The sequence below is a fragment of the Hydrogenophaga sp. L76 genome, assembly GCF_057654755.1.
In genome coordinates this window covers 240,225-259,467 of the sequence record NZ_CM172807.1, presented here as the reverse complement: position 1 = coordinate 259,467, position 19,243 = coordinate 240,225, and the positions used below count along the sequence as shown (strand labels likewise).

General features: G+C 66.2%; 16 protein-coding genes, 1 tRNA gene and 1 pseudogene. 7 read left to right on the top strand and 11 right to left on the bottom strand.

Going from position 1 to position 19,243, the window contains the following annotated elements:
• Positions 1 to 12: 12 nt before the first annotated feature.
• From AC23D4_RS01240 to AC23D4_RS01205, 8 genes and pseudogenes are all read right to left on the bottom strand, one after another.
• The gene (locus tag AC23D4_RS01240; protein WP_472888526.1) at positions 13 to 1,230 is read right to left on the bottom strand and encodes an acyl-CoA dehydrogenase family protein; all 1,218 of its coding nucleotides are present in this window, start codon (positions 1,228 to 1,230) and stop codon (positions 13 to 15) included.
• Between the two features lie 163 nt (positions 1,231 to 1,393).
• Positions 1,394 to 2,221 (bottom strand): helix-turn-helix transcriptional regulator, encoded by an 828-nt coding sequence (locus tag AC23D4_RS01235; protein ID WP_472888525.1) that lies wholly within the window; start codon positions 2,219 to 2,221, stop codon positions 1,394 to 1,396.
• Between the two features lie 185 nt (positions 2,222 to 2,406).
• Entirely contained in the window at positions 2,407 to 3,633 is a 1,227-nt protein-coding gene (locus tag AC23D4_RS01230; RefSeq protein WP_472888524.1) for an acyl-CoA dehydrogenase family protein, read from the bottom strand.
• A 24-nt stretch (positions 3,634 to 3,657) separates the two neighbouring features.
• A complete protein-coding gene (locus AC23D4_RS01225; RefSeq protein WP_472888523.1) occupies positions 3,658 to 4,698 on the bottom strand; it encodes a phosphotransferase family protein in 1,041 nt (346 codons plus the stop codon).
• Positions 4,699 to 4,749: 51 nt separating this feature from the next.
• Positions 4,750 to 5,637 (bottom strand): SDR family NAD(P)-dependent oxidoreductase, encoded by an 888-nt coding sequence (locus AC23D4_RS01220; RefSeq protein WP_472888522.1) that lies wholly within the window; start codon positions 5,635 to 5,637, stop codon positions 4,750 to 4,752.
• A gap of 5 nt (positions 5,638 to 5,642) precedes the next feature.
• Complete coding sequence (locus AC23D4_RS01215; protein ID WP_472888521.1) at positions 5,643 to 6,425, bottom strand: SDR family NAD(P)-dependent oxidoreductase; 783 nt, start codon at positions 6,423 to 6,425, stop codon at positions 5,643 to 5,645.
• A 22-nt stretch (positions 6,426 to 6,447) separates the two neighbouring features.
• Positions 6,448 to 8,055, bottom strand: a complete 1,608-nt coding sequence (locus tag AC23D4_RS01210; RefSeq protein WP_472888520.1) for a class I adenylate-forming enzyme family protein — start codon at positions 8,053 to 8,055, stop codon at positions 6,448 to 6,450.
• A gap of 184 nt (positions 8,056 to 8,239) precedes the next feature.
• Positions 8,240 to 8,452: pseudogene (locus AC23D4_RS01205) on the bottom strand (carbonic anhydrase); the annotation flags it as partial.
• A 73-nt stretch (positions 8,453 to 8,525) separates the two neighbouring features.
• Here AC23D4_RS01205 and AC23D4_RS01200 point away from each other — a divergent pair.
• Positions 8,526 to 9,338 (top strand): DUF169 domain-containing protein, encoded by an 813-nt coding sequence (locus AC23D4_RS01200; RefSeq protein WP_472888519.1) that lies wholly within the window; start codon positions 8,526 to 8,528, stop codon positions 9,336 to 9,338.
• A 13-nt stretch (positions 9,339 to 9,351) separates the two neighbouring features.
• Here the strand turns inward: AC23D4_RS01200 and AC23D4_RS01195 are convergent, their stop codons facing one another.
• Complete coding sequence (locus AC23D4_RS01195) at positions 9,352 to 9,909, bottom strand: DUF2889 domain-containing protein (protein WP_472888518.1); 558 nt, start codon at positions 9,907 to 9,909, stop codon at positions 9,352 to 9,354.
• A gap of 183 nt (positions 9,910 to 10,092) precedes the next feature.
• Between AC23D4_RS01195 and AC23D4_RS01190 the strand changes: the two genes are divergently transcribed.
• The 6 genes from AC23D4_RS01190 (at position 10,093) to AC23D4_RS01165 (ending at position 17,565) form a co-directional block, all read left to right on the top strand.
• Complete coding sequence (locus AC23D4_RS01190) at positions 10,093 to 12,150, top strand: oxidoreductase (protein WP_472888517.1); 2,058 nt, start codon at positions 10,093 to 10,095, stop codon at positions 12,148 to 12,150.
• Positions 12,151 to 12,247: 97 nt separating this feature from the next.
• The gene (locus AC23D4_RS01185) at positions 12,248 to 13,042 is read left to right on the top strand and encodes an enoyl-CoA hydratase/isomerase family protein (protein WP_472888516.1); all 795 of its coding nucleotides are present in this window, start codon (positions 12,248 to 12,250) and stop codon (positions 13,040 to 13,042) included.
• 4 nt (positions 13,043 to 13,046) lie between these two features.
• Positions 13,047 to 13,868: a crotonase/enoyl-CoA hydratase family protein gene (locus tag AC23D4_RS01180; RefSeq protein WP_472888515.1), complete on the top strand. Its 822-nt coding sequence runs from the start codon at positions 13,047 to 13,049 to the stop codon at positions 13,866 to 13,868.
• Between the two features lie 120 nt (positions 13,869 to 13,988).
• Entirely contained in the window at positions 13,989 to 15,140 is a 1,152-nt protein-coding gene (locus tag AC23D4_RS01175; RefSeq protein WP_472888514.1) for a C4-dicarboxylate TRAP transporter substrate-binding protein, read from the top strand.
• A 69-nt stretch (positions 15,141 to 15,209) separates the two neighbouring features.
• The gene (locus tag AC23D4_RS01170; RefSeq protein WP_472888513.1) at positions 15,210 to 16,874 is read left to right on the top strand and encodes a class I adenylate-forming enzyme family protein; all 1,665 of its coding nucleotides are present in this window, start codon (positions 15,210 to 15,212) and stop codon (positions 16,872 to 16,874) included.
• Between the two features lie 4 nt (positions 16,875 to 16,878).
• Positions 16,879 to 17,565: an enoyl-CoA hydratase/isomerase family protein gene (locus tag AC23D4_RS01165; protein ID WP_472888512.1), complete on the top strand. Its 687-nt coding sequence runs from the start codon at positions 16,879 to 16,881 to the stop codon at positions 17,563 to 17,565.
• A 189-nt stretch (positions 17,566 to 17,754) separates the two neighbouring features.
• Here AC23D4_RS01165 and AC23D4_RS01160 read toward each other — a convergent pair.
• Together AC23D4_RS01160 and AC23D4_RS01155 are read right to left on the bottom strand one after the other, a co-directional pair.
• A tRNA-Ser gene (locus AC23D4_RS01160) sits at positions 17,755 to 17,847 on the bottom strand.
• A gap of 56 nt (positions 17,848 to 17,903) precedes the next feature.
• Positions 17,904 to 19,184, bottom strand: a complete 1,281-nt coding sequence (locus AC23D4_RS01155) for an aspartate kinase (protein WP_472888511.1) — start codon at positions 19,182 to 19,184, stop codon at positions 17,904 to 17,906.
• Positions 19,185 to 19,243 lie beyond the last annotated feature (59 nt).

Sequence of the window (19,243 nt, the reverse complement as noted above, 5' to 3'; positions counted from 1 at the left end):
GCCGAGCGGCGCTCATGCCGCCTCAGGGGTTCCGTGCTGCCGGAGCAGCTGCTTGCCCAGCGCGGACAGGTGCACCTGATCCGGCCCGTCACCGATGCGGATGAAACGTGCGTAGACGTAGGCCTCCGGCAAAAAAGTGTCCTGAGAAACGCCCGCCGCCCCGTGCACCTGGATGGCGCGGTCGATCACGCGCGCCGCCATCGACGGCACAACGATCTTGGCTGCGGCGATCAGGTCGCGCGCCGCCTTGTTGCCCTCCCGGTCCATCTTCCCGGCGGCCAGCATGGTCAGCAGCCGGGCCTGCTCGATCTCACAGTAGGAATGCGCAATGTCCTCGCGCACCGATCCGTGCTCACCCAACGCCTTGCCAAAGGCTGAGCGGGAGGTGGCCCGCTGGCACATGAGTTCCAGCGCGCGCTGCGCGCAGCCGATGAGGCGCATGCAGTGGTGAATGCGCCCCGGGCCCAGCCGGCCCTGCGCGATCTCGAAGCCCCGACCCTCGCCCAGCAGCAGGTTGTCTGCCGGTACACGCACGTTGTCATACACCACCTCGGGATGCCCACCGGGGTGGTCTTCATAACCGAAGGCCGCCATGTTGCGCACGATGCGCACGCCCGCGGTGTCGATGGGCACCAGAATCATCGACTGCTGCCGGTGCTTGTCGGCGTTGTCCGGGTCGGTCTTTCCCATCACGATGAGCAGCTTGCAGGCCGCATTCATCGCGCCCGAGGTGTACCACTTGCGGCCGTTGATGACGTAGTGATCGCCGTCGCGGAGGATTTCGCACTGGATGTTGGTGGCGTCGCTGGACGCCACCGCCGGCTCGGTCATGGAGAAGGCCGAGCGGATTTCGCCCGCCATCAGGGGCTTGAGCCAGCGCTCTTTCTGCGCTTCGGTGCCGTAGAGCGAGAGGATCTCCATGTTGCCGGTGTCGGGGGCCGAGCAGTTGAACACCTCGGACGCCCAGGACACCCGGCCCATGAGCTCGGCCAGCGGCGCGTACTCGGCGTTGCTCAGACCCGCGCCGTGGAGGCCGGGCAGGAACAGGTTCCACAGGCCCTGCTCCCGGGCCTGGGCCTTGAGCTCCTGGAGCAGGGCCGGCGCATGGCCATTGTGCGAGTGCCTGAGCGCCTCGGCATAGCGCACCTCATTGGGATAGATGTGCTCGGCCATGAAGGCGTCGACGCGCTGCCTCAGTTCGTTGGCCCGGGGGTTTGGCTGGTGTGTCATGTTGGTCCTTCACATTTCCGATGGAAACCCATGGCGAGGCCCGATCACCCCGCCCGGCGCTGCCCGGACGGACGAGCGCCACCCTGGCCCACCCGCGGGGTGGGCCTCTTGACTCAATCCCGGGCTGACCGGGTGGGGTTGGGCGCCAGCGGGCCCCGAAGCCTCAGGCGAACTGGCCTGGGCCGATCACGCGCAACTTGCGCGAGCCGGCGAAGATGTCCTTGGGCGTCAGCCCGTAGACCTGACGGATGGAATGGCTGAAGTGCGTCGAGTCCGGGTAGCCCGAGTCCAGCGCCACGTCGGTCAGGGTGGTGCGCTGGTCCATCACATAGTGCAGCAGACTGCGGGCACGCTTCCAGGTGCGAAAGCTGCGAAACGACGCGCCCACTTCACTCTTGAAGAGGTGCAAAAAGCGGGAAAACGAAAGGTGAACCTGTTCGGCACAGTCCTGGGCCAGCGCCTGGCCGGACGGGTCACTTCGAATGCGATCAAGCACCCGTGCAATGCGCGGATCCACAGAGCGCACGGGCAACCGCGCCCCGAAGACCAATTCGTCAAAGTCAAACATGGGTGCATCGACGCGCTGGCCGTTGCGGATCAAGGCTTCATGGCTTCGCAGCACGCTGGCGCGGAAACCGTCTGCTTGCACCGGCCCGCTTCCCGAGCGCAGCAGGGCGGGCAAGCAAGCGATATTGACCGACTCTGGCTCGACGTGGATAACGGCGATGTGACGCGCGTCGCTGGCCACTCGGTGGCTGGTGAAGGGCTGCACCACGGCCACATTGCCGGTCTGCCACTCCCCGCCATCCACGCTGATGCGCACCGGACTCTCCAGCGCGACATACAGGCTGATGGCACCGAAGTTGCGGGTGGAAGGCGCACCGAGCAGTCCCACGTAAAACACGCGGTCCGGGGTGATCCACATCACCCGATCGGCACTGCCGGGTCGGCGCACGCTGGTGGCGCCTGGACAATCATGGTCAACACGCATCTCTGTCTCCTGGTGTTCAACGACGCGCCGGTCGGCGGCGCATCATGTGGCGGGTGTTCTGTTCTGCCGCCTTCCTGATGATCCTCGTCTGGATGCCAGTGTAGGCAAGCCCCCACCCACCGTCTTGTGTCTTATGGCTACAGACACCCGCCTTGGCGACACCTGGCCGCCATTTTTCTCAGGGTTTACCCCAGGACGGGGCGGCGAGGCTGGTGTTTTCTGAGTTCCAGCTTGCCAATCTGGTTGCGGTGCACCTCGTCGGGTCCGTCGGCAAGGCGCAGCAGACGCGCCATGGCATAGGCATGGGTCAGCCCGAAATCGTTGCTGGTGCCGCCGCCGCCGTGCACCTGGATGGCCCAGTCCACGACCTGGCATGCCATGTTGGGTGCGGCCACCTTGATCATGGCGATCTCGGCCTTGGCCTCCTTGTTGCCCACGGTGTCCATGCGCTCGGCCGCATTGAGCGTGAGCAGGCGCGTCTGCTCGATCATGATGCGTGCCTGTGCGATGCGCTCCACCGTCACGCCCTGGGTCGCCACCGGCTGGCCAAAGGCCACCCGCTCCAGCGCACGGCGACACATTTTTTCCAGCGTGCGCTCGGCAAGGCCGATCAGGCGCATGCAGTGGTGGATGCGGCCCGGACCCAGACGCCCCTGCGCGATCTCGAAGCCCCGCCCCTGGCCCAGCAGCATGTTCGATGCGGGCACGCGCACGTTCTCGAAGACCACCTCGGCCGCCCGGTCGGGCATGCCGTAGAAACCGAACACCGGCAACGAGCGCTTGACATGGATGCCCGGGCTGTCCATCGGCACCAGGATCATGGACTGCTGCAGGTGACGGTCCGGGTTGTCCGGATCGGACTTGCCCATGAAAATGGAAATCTTGCAGCGCGGATCGGTGGCGCCGGTGGTGTACCACTTGTGGCCGCTGACAACGTACTCGTCGCCCTCGCGCCGGATCAAGCTCTCGATGTTGGTGGCGTCGCTGGAAGCGACCTTGGGCTCGGTCATGGCGAAGCAGGAGCGGATCTCGCCCGCCAGCAGCGGCTTGAGCCAGCGCTCCTGCTGCTCTGGCGTGCCGTAACGCGCCAGCACCTCCATGTTGCCCGTATCGGGGGCCGAGCAGTTGAACACCTCGGGTGCCAGCAGGGAACGCCCCATGATCTCGCACAGCGGCGCGTATTCCAGATTGCTCAGACCGGGTCCGTGACCGCTCTCCGGCAGAAAGAGGTTCCACAGTCCCGCCGCCTGTGCCTGGGGCTTGAGCTCGTCGATCACCGGCAGCACCTTCCAGGGCCCCAGGGACTCGGCCTCCTGCAGGTGGCGCTCTTCGTTCGGATAGATGTGCTCTTCCATGAAGGCCGTCAGGCGCTTCTGGAGATCGAGAACTCGTGGGGTGGGCTCAAATGCCATGGTGATCCTTGCGGTGTGGGGAATTCAAGTTGCGCCCAGACGCTGGCGCGCCAGCTTCCAGGCGATGTCTGCGACAGGTTTCGCCTGGGCGCCGGTTTCCTGCGCGTTGGCGCTGGCTGCCGTTCCATCGCGTGCGCGCCGCGCAATGCCCTGGAGGATGGCGGCCAGGCGAAACAAGTTGTAGATCAGGTACACGCTCCAGGTTTCCTCCGACACCGGCGGGGAGCCGGTGCGCTGCCGCCAGAGATCCAGGTACTCGCGCTCAGCCGGTATCTCCAGCGAACGCAGGTCACTGCCCGCCATGCCCCGGAACTCCTGGGCCGTGAGGTGCCAGGGCAACATGTGATAAGCCAGATCGGCCAGGGGGTCACCCAGGGTCGACAGCTCCCAGTCCAGCAGCGCGACGACGCGAGGCTCGGTCGGATGGATGATCATGTTGTCCAGCCGCAGGTCGCCATGGACAATGCCGTGCGCTTCGCTGACGGGGATGTGCGCGGGCAGCCAGGCCATCAGCTGGTGCATCGCTTCGATCGGCTCGGTCTCCGATGCCTGGTACTGGCGCGTCCAGCGCGCCATCTGACGCGCCAGAAAATGCCCTTGTCGCCCGTAGTCCTGCAGCCCCACCCGCTCGGGCCGCACGGCATGCAGTGCGGCCACGACGCGGTTGATGTCGTCGTAGAGTGCACGGCGCCCCGGTCCCGTGAGCTCAGGCAGGGCGGGGTCCCAGAAGATCCGGCCCTGGACAAAATCCATCACATAGAAGGGGGTGCCGATGACCGTGGGGTCCTCGCACAGGCAGATCGTCCGCGCCACCGGCACGCCCGTCCCCTGCAGGGCATTGATCACTCGGTATTCGCGATCGACCGCGTGCGCCGACGGCAGCAGGTCCCCGGCCGGCTTCTTGCGCAGGACGTAGCGACGCTGGCCGTCGGTCACCAGGTAGGTGGGGTTGGACTGTCCACCGGCAAACGGCTCCACCTCCAGCACGGGACCCAGATCCTGGATGTACGCCAGAAGATAGCGCCGCAACGCCAGGACATCGATCGACGGGGTTTCGGTTTTCATGGGTACATGGGCTCATGGATCGCCGTCACTGGCGCAATGGAGGTGAGGCCCTCAGGGCTGCGCCTGCGGCGCAACACCCACGCCACCCAGCGGGTTGTCGGGGGCTCCGCCTGCGAGCACAGCCTGCAGGCGGCTCTCCACGCCCGACACCGCGCTGCGATGGGGCAGGATGTAAAAGCGCCCTTCCCGCACGCCCGCCAGGGTGCGCTGCGCCACGTCGCGTGCGCTCAGCCGTCCGGCCTGCATGGCCTTCTTGGTGCGTTCAAGGATGGCCGGGTCTTCCGGATTGCGCTCGGCCAGTTCGGGTGGCCGGTGGCGGTGGGCGTCGGCTATGCCGGTGTCCACATAGGCCGGGCACAGCACCGATGCACCCACCGGACGGCCGCTGGCGGCCAGTTCGTGGTGAAGGCACTCGGAGAGGGCCACCACCGCGTGCTTGCTGGCGGCATACACCGACAGCTCCGGCGGACAGACCAGGCCCGCCACCGACGCCGTGTTCACCACCCAGGCCGGCTCGCCGTGCGCGAGCATGCCCGGCACGAAACTGCGCACACCGTTGGCCACGCCCATGACGTTGACACCGAAGACCCATTGCCAGTCCTGCGGGGTCGCCTTCCAGACAGCCCCTGCAGCGATGACGCCCGCATTGTTGAACAGCAGATGCACGGCGCCAAAGCGCTCGGCCGCGAGCGCTGCGAGCCGGTCGACTTCGCCGGCGTCGGCCACATTGCAGCGCTGCGCGCACACGGCTTGCGGCGGCAGGCCGGTCAGCTCGGCGGTCCGTGCCAGACCGATCTCGTCCACATCAGCGAGCACGAGCCGCATGCCCTCGGCCGCGCAGAGCAGCGCCAGTTCACGCCCAAAGCCGCTGGCAGCACCGGTGATCACCGCGGTTCCGCCCGGTCGCAGCGCCAGAGAAGGATCAAAGGAATGCGCCATGGTCGTCACATCCAGCTGAGCAGCTGTCCGCCATCGACCACCAGCGCCACGCCGGTCATGTAGCGACCCGCGTCGGAGGCCAGCAGCAGCGCCGCGCCGTCCAGATCGGGCAACTGCCCGAAGCGGCGCAGCGGCGTGCGGGCGATCAGGGTCTGGTCGAAGCCCTTGTCGCGAAAGGTGTCGGCCATGTCGGTCTCGAAGTTGCCGGGGCACAGCGCGTTGACCCGGATGCCGCGGGAGGCCAGCTCCAGCGCCATGATGCGCGTGAGGTGCGCCAGTCCGGCTTTCGACGCGCAATAGCTCGAGAGCTGGGCCCCGGTGCCGAAGGCCGCCGTCGATGCCACGTTGATGATCACCCCGTCGCGCTGCTGGCTCATGCGGCGCGCGGCCTCCTGCGCCACGCGGAAGTTGCCACGCAGGTTGGTGTCGAACACCTTGTCCACCTCAGCCATGTCCTGGTCGAGAAAGCGCGCGGCGTAGAGCACGCCGGCGTTGTTGAACAGCAGGTTCAGCGGTGCCCCGAGCTGCGCCTCGGCGCTGTCCATGGCCGCGCCGATCGAGGCGTCGTCGAGCAGGTCCATCGGCACCGCACAGGCGCGGTGTCCGGCATCGCGCAGCTGCTGTGCAGCGGCCTCGATGCGGTCAACGCGCCGGGCAGCCAGCGCCACCGCCGCACCGGCGCTGGCGTACAGCCGTGCCACGTGCAAGCCGATACCGCTGGAGGCCCCGGTGATGAGCGCGGTCTTGCCACGCAGGTTGAACAGGGCGTCGTAGTTGAGGGTACTCAAGGCAGGCTCCGGTGGATGGGCTTCAGGTGTTGGCGAACAGGTCGCGGACCTGGGCACGGATGAGGTGTTTCTGGATCTTGCCGGTGCCGGTGCGCGGGAACTCCTGCACGATGACGATCGACTTGGGCACCTTGAAGCCCCCCAGGCGCTCCCGGCAATGCCCGATGAGGGCTGCCTCGTCGGTGGTCTGCCCGGGTGCCAGCACCACGCTGGCCACCACCGCCTCGCCCCAGCGCTCATGCGGCGCACCGACCACGGCCGCATCGGCCACCGCCGGGTGCTCCATGAGGCAGCGTTCGACCTCGATGGAGGTGACGTTCTCACCTCCGGACTTGATCACGTCCTTGTAGCGATCCTTGAACCAGATCGCGCCGTCCTCGTCGATGTGGGCCACGTCGCCGCTGTGGAACCAGCCATGGCGGAAGCTCTGGCGGTTTTCCCCGGGCAGGTTCAGGTAGCCCTGCATGCACTGGGGGCCACGGTAGACGATTTCGCCGGACTCCCCGCGCGGCAGCAGCCGGCCCTCCTCGTCCATGATGGCCACGCGGGTCATCACGGTCGCGGTACCCCAGGTGGCGGCCTTGGACCACTGGTGTTCTGGCCGCTGCATGCAGGTGGCCGGCGTGAATTCGGTCTGCCCGGACCCGAGCACCACGTCGGCGTTGGGGAACAGCCCGTGGATGGCCTTGAGCCGCTCCGGGGGCATCGGGGCCATGGCGTACATGGCGCGCCGCATCGACGGGAAGGTGCGCCCCTGGTAGACCGGGTCGCCCAGCCACAGGCCGTACATCATCGGCAGCAACACCATGACACTGACCTGCTGCTCGTCGATCAGGCGTGCGGCCTGCGCCGGCTCGAAACCCTGGGTGAGCACCACCTTGCCGCCAACGATGAGGAAGGGCATGGTCACGGAGTTGAGCATCGCGCAGTGGAACAGCGGCAGCGCCACCAGGGCGACCGAATCGGGGTCGCAGCGGTGTCCGATCGCATTGGACAGGCCCGCCATGGTGACGGCCAGGTGGCTGGTCAGCACCCCCTTGGGATGGGCGGTTGTTCCGCTGGTGTAGAGCAGCTGGACGATGTCCCGGTCGCCCACGAACACCTCCAGGGGCTCGGCGCGGCCGGACATCAGCAAGGCATCAAAGTCTTCCTCGGGCGGCACATCCTCGTCACCGAACCAGAACACGCGCTGCAGCTCGGCGGGCCCGTCCTTCATGGCCGCCTGCACCACCTCGCGCAGGGCGGACTCGGCAATCATCACGCGTGCCTTGGCGTCCCGCAGACAGAAGGCGATCTCGTTCGCGCGAAGGCCCAGGTTCACCGGCATGCAGATCAGGCCAGCCCGGGCACAGGCGAAGTAAGTCACCAGCAGTTCCAGGGTGTTGCGCGAGGCCAGCGCCACCACATCCTGGTGCTTCAGGCCCAGGCCCAGCAGGGCGTGACCCAGACGGTCCACCAGGGTGTTGAACTGCTGGTAGCTCACCTGGTGGTCGCCGTCGACGACAGCCACCCGGTCGGGATAGACATCGGCGCTGCGCTGGATGATGTCACCCACACAGACGCGTTCAATGAGATTCATCTCCAGGACAGGGGTCGACGCCTGACCGGCATGGGGGTTGTTGGTGTTCATGGGGAAACTTGTTTCCATTTGAAAAGTCTTGCCGGGAACCGCCGCCCGGCCGGCATGCGACCCATCCTATGCACCGCCCATGTGCAGGTCTTGTGCCAACTGGCTGCCCGGTGCCGACCATGCCTCGCCGGAGTCACCTGTGCATCAGCCCTCGGTCAGCCGCTGTCGGGGGCGGCGGGCGACGCCAGAGCTCGGCCAGCGCCGCCTTGCGCCGCGCATGCACATGGCGCACGTTTTCCACACGATGGATCCAGTGATGGGCCAGACCCACACGCCGCGGCTCAAGCGCAGCCATCACGCCGCCACAGCCGTGGTGACCGACCACCATGATGTGCCGCACCTCCAGCACATCCACGGCGTACTGAATGGCCGACAGGCAGTTCAGGTCGGTGTGAATCCAGTGGCTGCGCGGCGAACAGACAGCCAGTGCGCACAAGACCTTCGCCACACCGAGTACGGACACTGTGGTGATGACCAAGCCATCCCCCTCCCCTGACGCCTCCAGCCGCTGCGACGCCACAAACGGCAACGCCATGACCGATGCCCTCTTTCGCCTGCTTCGCCTGAAGACCACCCCTGTGGCCATGAAGCTGTTTGGGGACGTGCAGGACATGCTGGCGGTACCGCGCATCCGCCGCCCTTCGGCCATCCATACCGCCGACCAGATCGTAGGCCAGGCTGCACGCATGGGTTACACGATCGGCATCACCGCCGACGACCTGGTGGGTCCCCAGTGCAGCGCCGTGCTGGGCCTGACGCCGCGCGACGACACATTCAACCAAGGCGAACCGTTCGTGGGTGTGTGGTTTGCCACCCCCGAGGACGCCGCCGCGCACCAGAAAGCCATGCATTGCGCGCCGCATGGCCGCTACAGCGCCATGGCCGTGTCTCCGCTCAATGCCGGTCGCCTGGTCGATCCCGACATTGCCCTGGTCTACGCCAATCCGGCCCAGATGATCCTGCTGATCAATGGCCTGCAGTGGGCAGGCTACCGGAAACTGGAATGGGGCGCGGTCGGCGAGTCTGCCTGCTCTGACTCCTGGGGCAGGGCCCTGGCCACCGGCGAACCCAGCCTCGCCCTGCCCTGTTTTCCCGAGCGTCGCTACGGCGGCGTGGCCGACGACGAGTTGCTGCTGGCGCTGAAACCGGCACAGCTGGCCCAGGCCATCGACGGGCTGGAGCGCCTGTCAGCCAATGGCTTGCGCTACCCGATACCGCCTTATGGCGTGCAGATGGATGTGCGCGCGGGCATGGCGCGCAGCTACAGCCCGAAGGCCGGCTGAAAGCCAGCCAGCGTCACGTCGATGGCGCAACCACCGCCGCCTCGCGATACCAGAGTGGCAGGAACTCGCGCACCACAGGCCCATCGCTCATGAGCGCATGGCAACCATCGAGTCCGATCGGCCGGGTCTGCGGATCCCGGTCCACCGAACCGGCCAAGGTCTGCAACACGCCTGTGCCCATGGTGAGGAGAAGTTCGGTCAAATGGGCACATCCGCCGGAGGCCGGGAACAGCTCCTGCACCCGTCGCCGAAATCCCGGACCGACCTGCAGCCCCACTATTTTTTCGTAGGCTGGTGTGATCCCGCCGCACACGCCGACGTAGGGGTGCGCGTCCGACGCAGCCACGGCGGCCCTGATCCGGGCACTTCCGTCGACGGTCAGGCGAAGACTCATGGCATGCATGGACTCACCGGCACGGAGCCAGCGACCGCCCACTTCAACATCGCGCGCGAGTGTGTCGATCAGGTGACCCTCCACATCCCAGAGAGCGTCATCACGGCGGAAGCCTTCGATACGGATATGTCGCTGCTGGGCAGATACACGCGGACGATCGGGAGCTGGCAATGGCATGCAGATGGACCTTTCTCATCGAAGAAGTGGCAGGTGCGGACACATCAGTCTGCTGGCAATTCGGTACCGAGTCTTGCGCCCAATGGCTGCACCGCCCTCCCGGGCTGCTGCCTCTCGCAAGGCCTGGCGCCCGACCAGATTCCGCAAGACGCACCATGCCAGGCGCCAGGAAAATGCCGTCGCATGACGTCTCCATACCCCTGTCTGCTCTCGCCCTTCACCATCACCCATGCAGACGGCAGCCAGATCACGCTGCGCTGCCGCGTCATGATGGGTTCGATGCACACCGGCCTCGAGGAGCACCCCGAAGGCATCGCCCGGATGGCGGCCTACTATGCAGAGCGCGCTGCTGGCGGCGTGGCCCTCATCGTCACCGGCGGCCTCTCGCCCAATGCAGAAGGCAACATGTTCGCCGGCATGCGCACGATGTCCGTGCCGGCCGACGCAGCGCCCCACCGCGCCATCACCGATGCGGTGCATGCCCAAGGATCACTCATTGCCTTGCAACTGCTGCACGCCGGCCGCTATGCCCACCACCCGCACGGCATCTCGCCATCCGCACTGAAATCGCCCCTGTCGGCCGCCACGCCTCGCGCCATGAGCGAGGCCGACATCCAGCGAACGCTCGATGACTACGCCCACGCAGCGCGTCTGGCGCAGAGCGCAGGCTATGACGGCGTCGAAGTGATGGGCGCAGAAGGCTACCTGATCAACCAGTTTGCTGCACCCCGATCCAACCAGCGCACCGACGGATGGGGCGGCAGCGCCGAGAACCGCATCCGCTTTGCCGTCGAAGCCGTTCGCCGCGTGCGCGCCGCCACCGGCCCCCGCTTCATTCTCATCTACCGGCTCTCGATGCTTGACCTGGTCGAAGGCGGCTGCACCTGGGACGAAGTGGTCATGCTGGCGCGCGCCATCGAGGACGCCGGCGCCTCCATCATCAACCCCTATGTGGGCTGGCATGAGGCGCGCGTGCCCACCATCGCCACCTTGGTGCCGCGCGCGGCCTTTGTCGGGATGACCGCGCGGTTGAAGAAGTTGCTGCGCATCCCCGTGGTGGCCAGCAACCGCATCAACGACCCCGACGTCGCCGAACAGATACTGGCTCGCGGCGATGCCGACCTGGTGTCGATGGCCAGGCCTTTGCTGGCCGACCCGGAGTTTGTGAACAAGGCCCGGGTCGGGCAGAGCCAGAACATCAACACCTGCATAGCCTGCAACCAGGGGTGCCTGGATGCCGTCTTCTCGGGCCGGATCTCCGGCTGCCTGGTCAATCCCCGGGCCTGCCGGGAGACCGAGCTGAACATCACCCCCGCCGCCTCGCGGCGCAAGATCGCGGTGGTCGGCGCAGGTCCGGGCGGTCTGAGCGCCGCCGTCACGGCCGCCGAGCGTGGCCATGACGTCACGCTGTACGACGCCGCGGCGGACATCGGTGGTCAGTTCAACCTGGCTCGCCGCATCCCCGGCAAGGAAGAGTACACACAGACCTTGCGCTACTACGGGCATCGTCTGCAGCAGCTTGGCGTGCGAATGCAGCTGGGAGCCGCCGTCAACGCCACGGACCTTGCCGCCACCGGCGTCGATCACGTCGTGCTGGCCACCGGCGTGCGCCCACGGCAACCCGACCTGCCCGGCATCGATCTGCCGGGGGTGGCTGGTTATGCCGACGTCATCGAGGGCCGCGTGCCGGTGGGCCAGCGGGTGGCCATCATCGGGGCGGGCGGCATTGGTTTTGACGTCGCCGAGATGCTGACCCACGAGGACCTGGGTACTGCTGATGAACGGGCACACTTTGCGGCGACGTGGGGCATCGATGAAAGCGTGCGCCACCGCGGGGGTCTGGTCGCGCCACAGCCGGCGCAGCCGGCACGGCAGGTCTGGCTGCTGCAACGCACCGATGAAGCCCCGGGAAAGCGCCTGGGCAAGACCACTGGCTGGATCCGTCGCGCCCTGCTGGGACGACGTCAGGTGCCGATCTGGACAGGTGTGCACTACGAACGCATCACGCGCCACCGTGACGGTCAGGCGCTGGAACTGCACATGACCGTGCGGGGCGAACCTCGCACGCTGGTGGTGGACAACGTCGTGATCTGTGCGGGTCAGGAGCCCGAGGACAGTCTGCGTCCAGGCCTTGAGGCCGCGGGCATCGCCGTGACTCCGATCGGCGGCGCAAGGATCGCCAGCGGACTCGATGCCACACGCGCCATCGACGAAGGCATGCGACTGGCAGCGTCTCTCTAGCGGCACAGGTCGCCGTGGCCCGTGACTGCCCGGCCTGCACACCGCAACAGCCAGTCAACGCAAGACGCAAGGCAGCGCTACTTCCACACTGTGGCGCATGAACCCTCCCATCCTGCTGAGCATTCAAGACGCCGTCGCGCACATCACGCTCAATCGGCCCGAACAGGCCAATGTGCTTGACGAGGCCACCGGACAGACCCTCATCAAGGTCACGCATGAACTGACGCAGGCCTGCGACCGGGGTGAGGTGCGCGCCGTGCTGATCTCGGCGCGGGGTCCTCATTTCTGCGCGGGTGGCGACATCCGGGGTTTTGCCGCGTCGGACAACATCGCCGCCCTGCTCGACCGCAGCATCCCGCCCCTGCACGCCTGTATCCACACCCTGTCCACGCTGCCGGTGCCGGTCGTGAGCGCGGTCAATGGATCGCTGGGTGGCGGCGGCATCGGCGTGGCCCTGTGTGCCGATATCGTCCTGGCCTCACAGTCCATGAAGCTGCGAGGAGGCTACTCGGCCATCGGACTGAGTCCGGACGTGGGGGTCTCCTGGGCCCTGACCCGCCTGGTCGGCCCCATGCGCGCCAAACACATCCTGTTCACCAACCGACCCCTCTCGGCGGAGCAATGTCTGGCAGCCGGCCTGGTGGCCGAGGTGCATGCCGATGACGAACTGATGCCTGCTGCCCAGGCGCTGGTCCGTTCGCTGGCACAGGGGGCCAGCGGTTCACTCGCACGCATCAAGGCCCTGGTGGACCAGGCCGCCTCGCACAGCCTGCAACAACACCTGAACATGGAGCACCTGGGGATGGTGGCCTGCGGTGCGAGCGATGATGCCCGCGAGGGCGTGCGCGCATTCCTTGAAAAACGCGCGCCGCGCTTCTCTTGCAGGGGCTGAGACCATGCAGATACCGGTTTTCGAGACCCTCTCCGTCAGCCTGGATCAAGGGGTTGCGCGCATTGCGCTGAACCGCCCCGACAAGGCCAATGCCATCAACCTGCGCATGTGGGACGAGTTGCGCGAGTCCATGCGCTGGCTCGCTCGCACCGAGGCAGCGCGCGTCGGCATTCTTGAGGCGCGGGGTCGACACTTCTGCGCGGGCCTTGATCTGGGCACGTTTGATGCGCTCAGGCAGCTCACCGCCGACGGCTGCGAGGGTCGCGCGCGGGAAAGGCTGCGGGAACACATTCTCGACATCCAGGACACGGTCACCGCCATCGAGCGCTGCCCCAAGCCGGTGATCGCGTCCGTGCATGCGGCCTGCGTGGGTGGCGGCATCGACATCATTGCGGCATGCGATCTCCGGTATGCCAGCACCCAGGCCTGGTTCTGCGTCAAGGAGATCGATGTGGGTCTGGTGGCCGACGTGGGCACCCTGCAGCGCCTGCCACGGCTGGTCGGCGAAGGTCTGGCACGTGAGATGGCCTTCACCGGCCGTCGCGTGGATGGAACCGAAGCCCAGGCGATTCGCCTGGTCAACCGCTGCTTCGCAAGCGATGAGGCGCTTGCTGAAGGCGTGGGTGCCGTGGCACGAACGCTGGCCGAAAAGTCACCGCTGGCCATGCGCGGCACCAAGCACATGCTCAACCACGCACGCGACCACCGCATTGGCGACGGGCTCGAACACGTCGCCACCTGGAACGCGGCCATGCTGTATTCGCAGGACCTGGAAGAAGCCGTCAACGCCGCCCGCGAGAAGCGTCGCCCGGTCTTCCGTGACTGAGCCGGCCCGCTCGGCCCGGCCACTGGCATCTCTTCGCCGCCAGCGGCCCTCCGACAGAGCACCAAAGATTCCCACCCACCTCCCGGCGACGGGAACATTCCTGAAAGAGACAAACCGATCATGCGACACATCCGTCCATTGCTCATCGCCGCCACCCTGACCTCCGGTCTGCTGGCCTCCGCCACGGCCAGCGCACAGACCACGCTGCGCTACGCCGTCGGATTTCCGACCGGCGCCGCCCCTGAGGCGGCCCGGATCTACGCTGAAGCGGTCAAAAAGCACACGAACAACTCCGTCAGCCTTCGTGTGTACGACCTGTCGCTGCTGAACCTCGCCGAGATGTCGTCAGGCCTCAAACAAGGTCTGGCCGATATCGGCTACGTGCTCACACCCTACAGCCCGGCCGAGTTCCCCCATGTGAACATGGCATCCGAACTGTCCATGTTGCTGGCCCTGCAGAACGACCCCAGCGGCAAGGCCGGCATGGCGTTCGGTGGCGCAATGGCCGAGTTCGTGTTCAACCACTGCCCCGAATGCAACGTCGACTACGGCAAGCAGAACCAGGTGTTCACGGGCACGGGTGCCAGCTCCCCCTACATGTTGCTGTGCACCAAACCCATGCGCACGCTCGATGACCTCAAGGGGGCTCGCCTGCGCGCCGGCGGCGCAGCGTGGGCACGCTGGGCACGCCAGGTGGGCGCCACACCGGTCTCCATGCCAGGCAACGAGATCTTCGAAGCCATGAAGCAGAAGGTCGTGGAGTGCAGCATCCAGTCGGCGCCCGAGCTCAGCGGACTGAACCTCAAGGAGGTGACCTCCGACATCACGCCCGAGCTGCCTGGCGGAGTCTTCAACGGTGCTACCACCAACATCAACCGGGATGTCTGGCGAAAGCTGACCGAAGAGCAGCGCCGCGGCATACTGCGTGCCGGCACCGTGATGGGGGCGCAGACCACCTACCGCTACTTCACTTACGCCAAACGCGACATGGAGCAGGCGGTTGCCAAGGGCGCCAAGGTGCACCAGGCCTCGCCGGAATTCCTCAAGACCTCGCGGGGAGCCATCGAGGCCGACCTGCCCAATGTGGGTGCCCTGTACAGCAAGCAGCACGGTGTCAAACGCGCCGATGAGCTGATTGCCGCCATGCGGCCCCTGATCACCAAGTGGACAAAACTGGTGGAGCCGGTCAACAGCGCCGAAGCCCTGGCCGACCTGTACTGGAACGAGGTCTACTCCAAGGTCGACGTCAAAGTCCACGGCGTGAGCCAGTGATCCGCTGAACCGGGAGGGCCGTCATCCCTGGGCCCTCCCACCCCCCACACCTCTGCCGAAGACATCCCCATGCTGCCCCAACGCCTGCATTCCCACGGCTGGTACCACCGCACCATCCCCCAGCTGTTCGGCCAGACCTGTGCCCTCAGGGGCGACCACGTGGCCATCGTGTTCGAGGAGCAGGCGATTCGATACCGCGACCTCCACGACCAGGTGCAGCGCGTCGCGCAGGGCCTGATCGATCTGGGCATCGGCAAGGGCGATGTCGTGTCCACCCTGCCCAGTTCCACGCCCGAGTTCGCGGTGCTCTACTTCGCCACCCTGCAGGTCGGCGCCATCGTGAATCCGCTGAACCTGCTGTGGGGCACGCAGGAACTGCGGGGCGTGCTGCAGCGCAACGCGCCCAAGCTGATCGTCACCGTCGACCGCCAGGGGCCGCGCGATGTGCTGGCCCTGCTGCAGGGCGCGCTGCCGGATCTGGCCAGCGAGGCCGGGCGGATGCGCGCGACCTCCCTGCCCTCGCTGGAGCAGGTGGTCTGCGTCGGCCGATCGGGGGTTGTACCGCATGGTTATCTCGACTTCGAGACCCTGCGAGATCCGTCCCGCCCCGTGGACCAGGCCCGCCTGCAAGGCCTCATCGACGCGGGCCAGCCCACCGACATCCAGTTCATGTGCCAGACCTCGGGCACCACCTCGCTGTCCAAGAGCGCGCTGTGGGACCACCGGCCACCGCTGGCCACGGCCCACTTCGGCGCGCGCAACCTGCGCATCACCGAAGACGACCGGTACATCAACCTCGCGCCCTTCTATCACAACAGTGGCATTTTCGCCCTCACCATGAACCTGGCGTACTGCGGTACGACCCTGGTGCTCATGGACGGGTTTCATCCCCTCGGGGCGCTCAAGCTCATCGACCGCCACCGCTGCACCTGCACCTTCGGCTTTGATGCGCACTGGCAAGGCATGCGTCGCCTGCCGGCGTTCGGGCAACACCAGTTCACCATCTGCAAGGCCATCCTCGCGGGTGAACCCCGCACCTACGATCTGGTCCGAGCCATGTGCCCGCCCGGGGCCACCATCAACAACCTGTACGCCCAAACAGAGAACGGCCCCCTGGTTTCCCTGGCCGATCACGACTGCGTGGACGAGGCGATCAACAAGCACACGCACGGACGACCGCTGCCCGGCGTGCAGGTCGTCATCAAGGACATCGAGACCGGCGAGCGCCTGCCCCAGGGCCAGCCCGGCGAGATCTGCTACCGAAGCCCCTTCCTGTTCCGCGGCTACCACGCCCAGCCGGACGAAACCCTCAAGGCATTCGACGCCGAAGGCTATTTCCACAGCGGAGACTACGGCCACCTGGACAACGGCTACGTCACCTACCTGGGCCGTCTGGGCGGCGTCATCAAGTCCGGGGGCGAAAACGTCTCGACAACCCGTGTCACCACACAGCTGCTGGAAATCCTCATCGACAGCGTCGACGACGTCAAGACACTGGGCGTGGACGACGCCTACTGGGGCGCCAAGGTGGTGAGCTTCGTGCGCATGCGCAGTGGCCATGGCATGCCGGGCGCCATCGCACTGCGTGAGGCATGCAAAGGGCGAATGGCGGCCTATGAGGTGCCCAAGGAGTTTCTACCGTGGGAAGGCGAGTGGCCCGTGACGCCCGAGGGCAAAATCGATTTCAAGTCCCTTCTGAAAAAGGCCCTTGAACTGCTTGCCCCAGAACGATAGCCCCATGTCCACCACCACCACCAGCGAGCTCATCCACTCTTTACACGGTCGCGTGCTCGAACTGCGGCTGAATCGACCCGCTCGGCTGAACGCGCTCACGCATCAGCTGGCCAGGGAACTCGCGAAGGCCGTCAATGACGGCATGCACAACGACCAGGTCCGCGTGATCCTCATCACCGCAGAAGGACGAGGATTCTGTGCCGGCAAGGACCGCGACGATCCGCCCACCGATGGCTTCGTACAGACGCTGCAGACACTCGCATCCGGGCTGCTTCAGGGGCCCAAACCGGTGATCGCAGCGGTCCAGGGATGGGCCGTGGGTGCGGGCTTTGAATTGGCACTGGGTTGCGATTTGATCGTCGCGGGCACCGATGCGCGTTTCAAGCTGCCCGAGACTCCGCTGGGATTGCCGGCCACGGGTGGCATCCATATGCTGCTGCCAAGCATCGTGGGCACCAGCCGCGCGAAGGGACTGCTGTGGCTGGGGCAGGAAATCCACGCGGAGCAGGCACACCAATGGGGGATCGTCTGGGAGCTGGCCGAGCCGGCTGATCTGCGCGAACGTGCGCTTGAGCTGGCACAAACCCTGGCAGCGTTGCCCACCGAGGCGCTCGTCAGGGTCAAGCGCCTGGTTCACGCTGAGCACCTGCCCGACGTCCCCGCCGCTCTCGGGCGCGAGTCCCGGCCCTGAAGAGAAAGCCGAAGTCCGCTCCACCATCCTCGGCCGTCGGCTGTTTTTTGGGGGAAGGGGAAAACACCCGGGTCGGTCTTGATCGACAACCACGGTTGCATTCCCCACGCCGTAGACCGGCGCAAGCCCGCGGAAACAGGGGCTTCAGAAAGACAAAAGGCCCCCACTTGCGTGGGAGCCTTGTCTTACTGGCGGAGCGAGAGGGATTCGAACCCTCGATGAGGCTCTACACCCCATACTCCCTTAGCAGGGGAGCACCTTCGGCCACTCGGTCATCGCTCCGGAACCACATATTATGCCTCAAGTTGCCCGGCTCTCACAGGGCAACACAGGCCATTTCAGCCGGCAATGCTGTCTTCGGTGCGGTCCAGATCGAACTCGCGGTGCAGTGCGCGCACGGCCAGCTCCATGTACTTCTCGTCGATCACGACCGAGGTCTTGATTTCCGAGGTGGAGATCATCTGGATGTTGATGCCTTCGTCGCTCAGGCACTTGAACATGCGGCTGGCCACGCCGACATGGCTGCGCATGCCGATGCCGACGATGCTGACCTTGCAGATGCGCGCGTCGCCCACCACGTCGGCCGCGCCGAGCTCGGGCACGACCTTGCCCTTGAGCAGGTCCATGGCCTTCTGGAAATCGTTGCGGTGCACCGTGAAGCTGAAGTCGGTCTTGCCGTCCTTGCTCAGGTTCTGGATGATCACGTCGACCTCGATGTTGGCCTCGGCCACCGCACCCAGGATCTGGTAGGCAATGCCCGGCTTGTCGGGCACGCCGAGCACGGAGATCTTGGCTTCGTCGCGGTTGAAGGCAATGCCGGAAACGACGGCTTGTTCCATTTGTTCGTCTTCCTCAAAAGTGATCAGGGTGCCGGAGGCGGCTTCTTCATTCAGGTCGATGTCCCAGGGCGTGAAACTCGAAAGCACACGCAGGGGCACCTTGTACTTGCCGGCAAATTCCACCGAACGGATCTGCAGCACCTTGCTGCCCATGCTGGCCATTTCCAGCATTTCTTCAAAGCTCACGCGCAACAGGCGGCGCGCTTCGGGCACCACGCGCGGGTCGGTCGTGTAGACGCCGTCCACGTCGGTGTAGATCAGGCATTCGGCCGCCTTCAGCGCGGCGGCCACGGCCACGGCCGACGTGTCGCTGCCGCCGCGGCCGAGGGTGGTGATGTTGCCGTCCGGGTCCACACCCTGAAAGCCGGTCACGATCACCACCTTGCGTGCATCCAGGTCGGCGCGCACACGCTGGTCGTCGATCGATTCGATGCGTGCCTTGGTGTAGGCGCTGTTGGTCTTGATCGGCACCTGCCAGCCGGCGTAGCTCACCGACTCCAAGCCTTCGGCCTGCAGCGCAATCGCCAGCAGGGCCGAAGAGGCCTGTTCGCCCGTGGCGGCCAGCATGTCGAGTTCGCGGCCATAGGCGCTGCCGGCCTTGCTCGGGGCCAGCTCCTTGGCCAGGCCCAGCAGGCGGTTGGTTTCGCCGCTCATGGCGCTGGGCACCACCACCATCTGGTGACCGGCCCGGTGCCACTTGGCCACGCGCCGGGCCACGTTGCGGATGCGCTCGGTCGACCCCATGGAGGTGCCGCCGTACTTGTGAACAATCAAAGCCATCGGGTTGGAATGGGTTGGAAAAATCGAGGAAACAGGGCGCACAACACCTGACATGGCGG

What these genes read in the sequence shown, in the direction of transcription:
- AC23D4_RS01240 (WP_472888526.1), bottom strand. Translation starts at nt 1,230, where the DNA reads ATGACACACCAGCCAAACCCCCGGGCCAACGAACTGAGGCAGCGCGTC.
- AC23D4_RS01235 (WP_472888525.1), bottom strand. Translation starts at nt 2,221, where the DNA reads ATGCGTGTTGACCATGATTGTCCAGGCGCCACCAGCGTGCGCCGACCC.
- AC23D4_RS01230 (WP_472888524.1), bottom strand. Translation starts at nt 3,633, where the DNA reads ATGGCATTTGAGCCCACCCCACGAGTTCTCGATCTCCAGAAGCGCCTG.
- AC23D4_RS01225 (WP_472888523.1), bottom strand. Translation starts at nt 4,698, where the DNA reads ATGAAAACCGAAACCCCGTCGATCGATGTCCTGGCGTTGCGGCGCTAT.
- AC23D4_RS01220 (WP_472888522.1), bottom strand. Translation starts at nt 5,637, where the DNA reads ATGGCGCATTCCTTTGATCCTTCTCTGGCGCTGCGACCGGGCGGAACC.
- AC23D4_RS01210 (WP_472888520.1), bottom strand. Translation starts at nt 8,055, where the DNA reads ATGAACACCAACAACCCCCATGCCGGTCAGGCGTCGACCCCTGTCCTG.
- AC23D4_RS01200 (WP_472888519.1), top strand. Translation starts at nt 8,526, where the DNA reads ATGACCAAGCCATCCCCCTCCCCTGACGCCTCCAGCCGCTGCGACGCC.
- AC23D4_RS01195 (WP_472888518.1), bottom strand. Translation starts at nt 9,909, where the DNA reads ATGCCATTGCCAGCTCCCGATCGTCCGCGTGTATCTGCCCAGCAGCGA.
- AC23D4_RS01190 (WP_472888517.1), top strand. Translation starts at nt 10,093, where the DNA reads ATGACGTCTCCATACCCCTGTCTGCTCTCGCCCTTCACCATCACCCAT.
- AC23D4_RS01185 (WP_472888516.1), top strand. Translation starts at nt 12,248, where the DNA reads ATGAACCCTCCCATCCTGCTGAGCATTCAAGACGCCGTCGCGCACATC.
- AC23D4_RS01180 (WP_472888515.1), top strand. Translation starts at nt 13,047, where the DNA reads ATGCAGATACCGGTTTTCGAGACCCTCTCCGTCAGCCTGGATCAAGGG.
- AC23D4_RS01175 (WP_472888514.1), top strand. Translation starts at nt 13,989, where the DNA reads ATGCGACACATCCGTCCATTGCTCATCGCCGCCACCCTGACCTCCGGT.
- AC23D4_RS01170 (WP_472888513.1), top strand. Translation starts at nt 15,210, where the DNA reads ATGCTGCCCCAACGCCTGCATTCCCACGGCTGGTACCACCGCACCATC.
- AC23D4_RS01165 (WP_472888512.1), top strand. Translation starts at nt 16,879, where the DNA reads ATGTCCACCACCACCACCAGCGAGCTCATCCACTCTTTACACGGTCGC.
- AC23D4_RS01155 (WP_472888511.1), bottom strand. Translation starts at nt 19,184, where the DNA reads ATGGCTTTGATTGTTCACAAGTACGGCGGCACCTCCATGGGGTCGACC.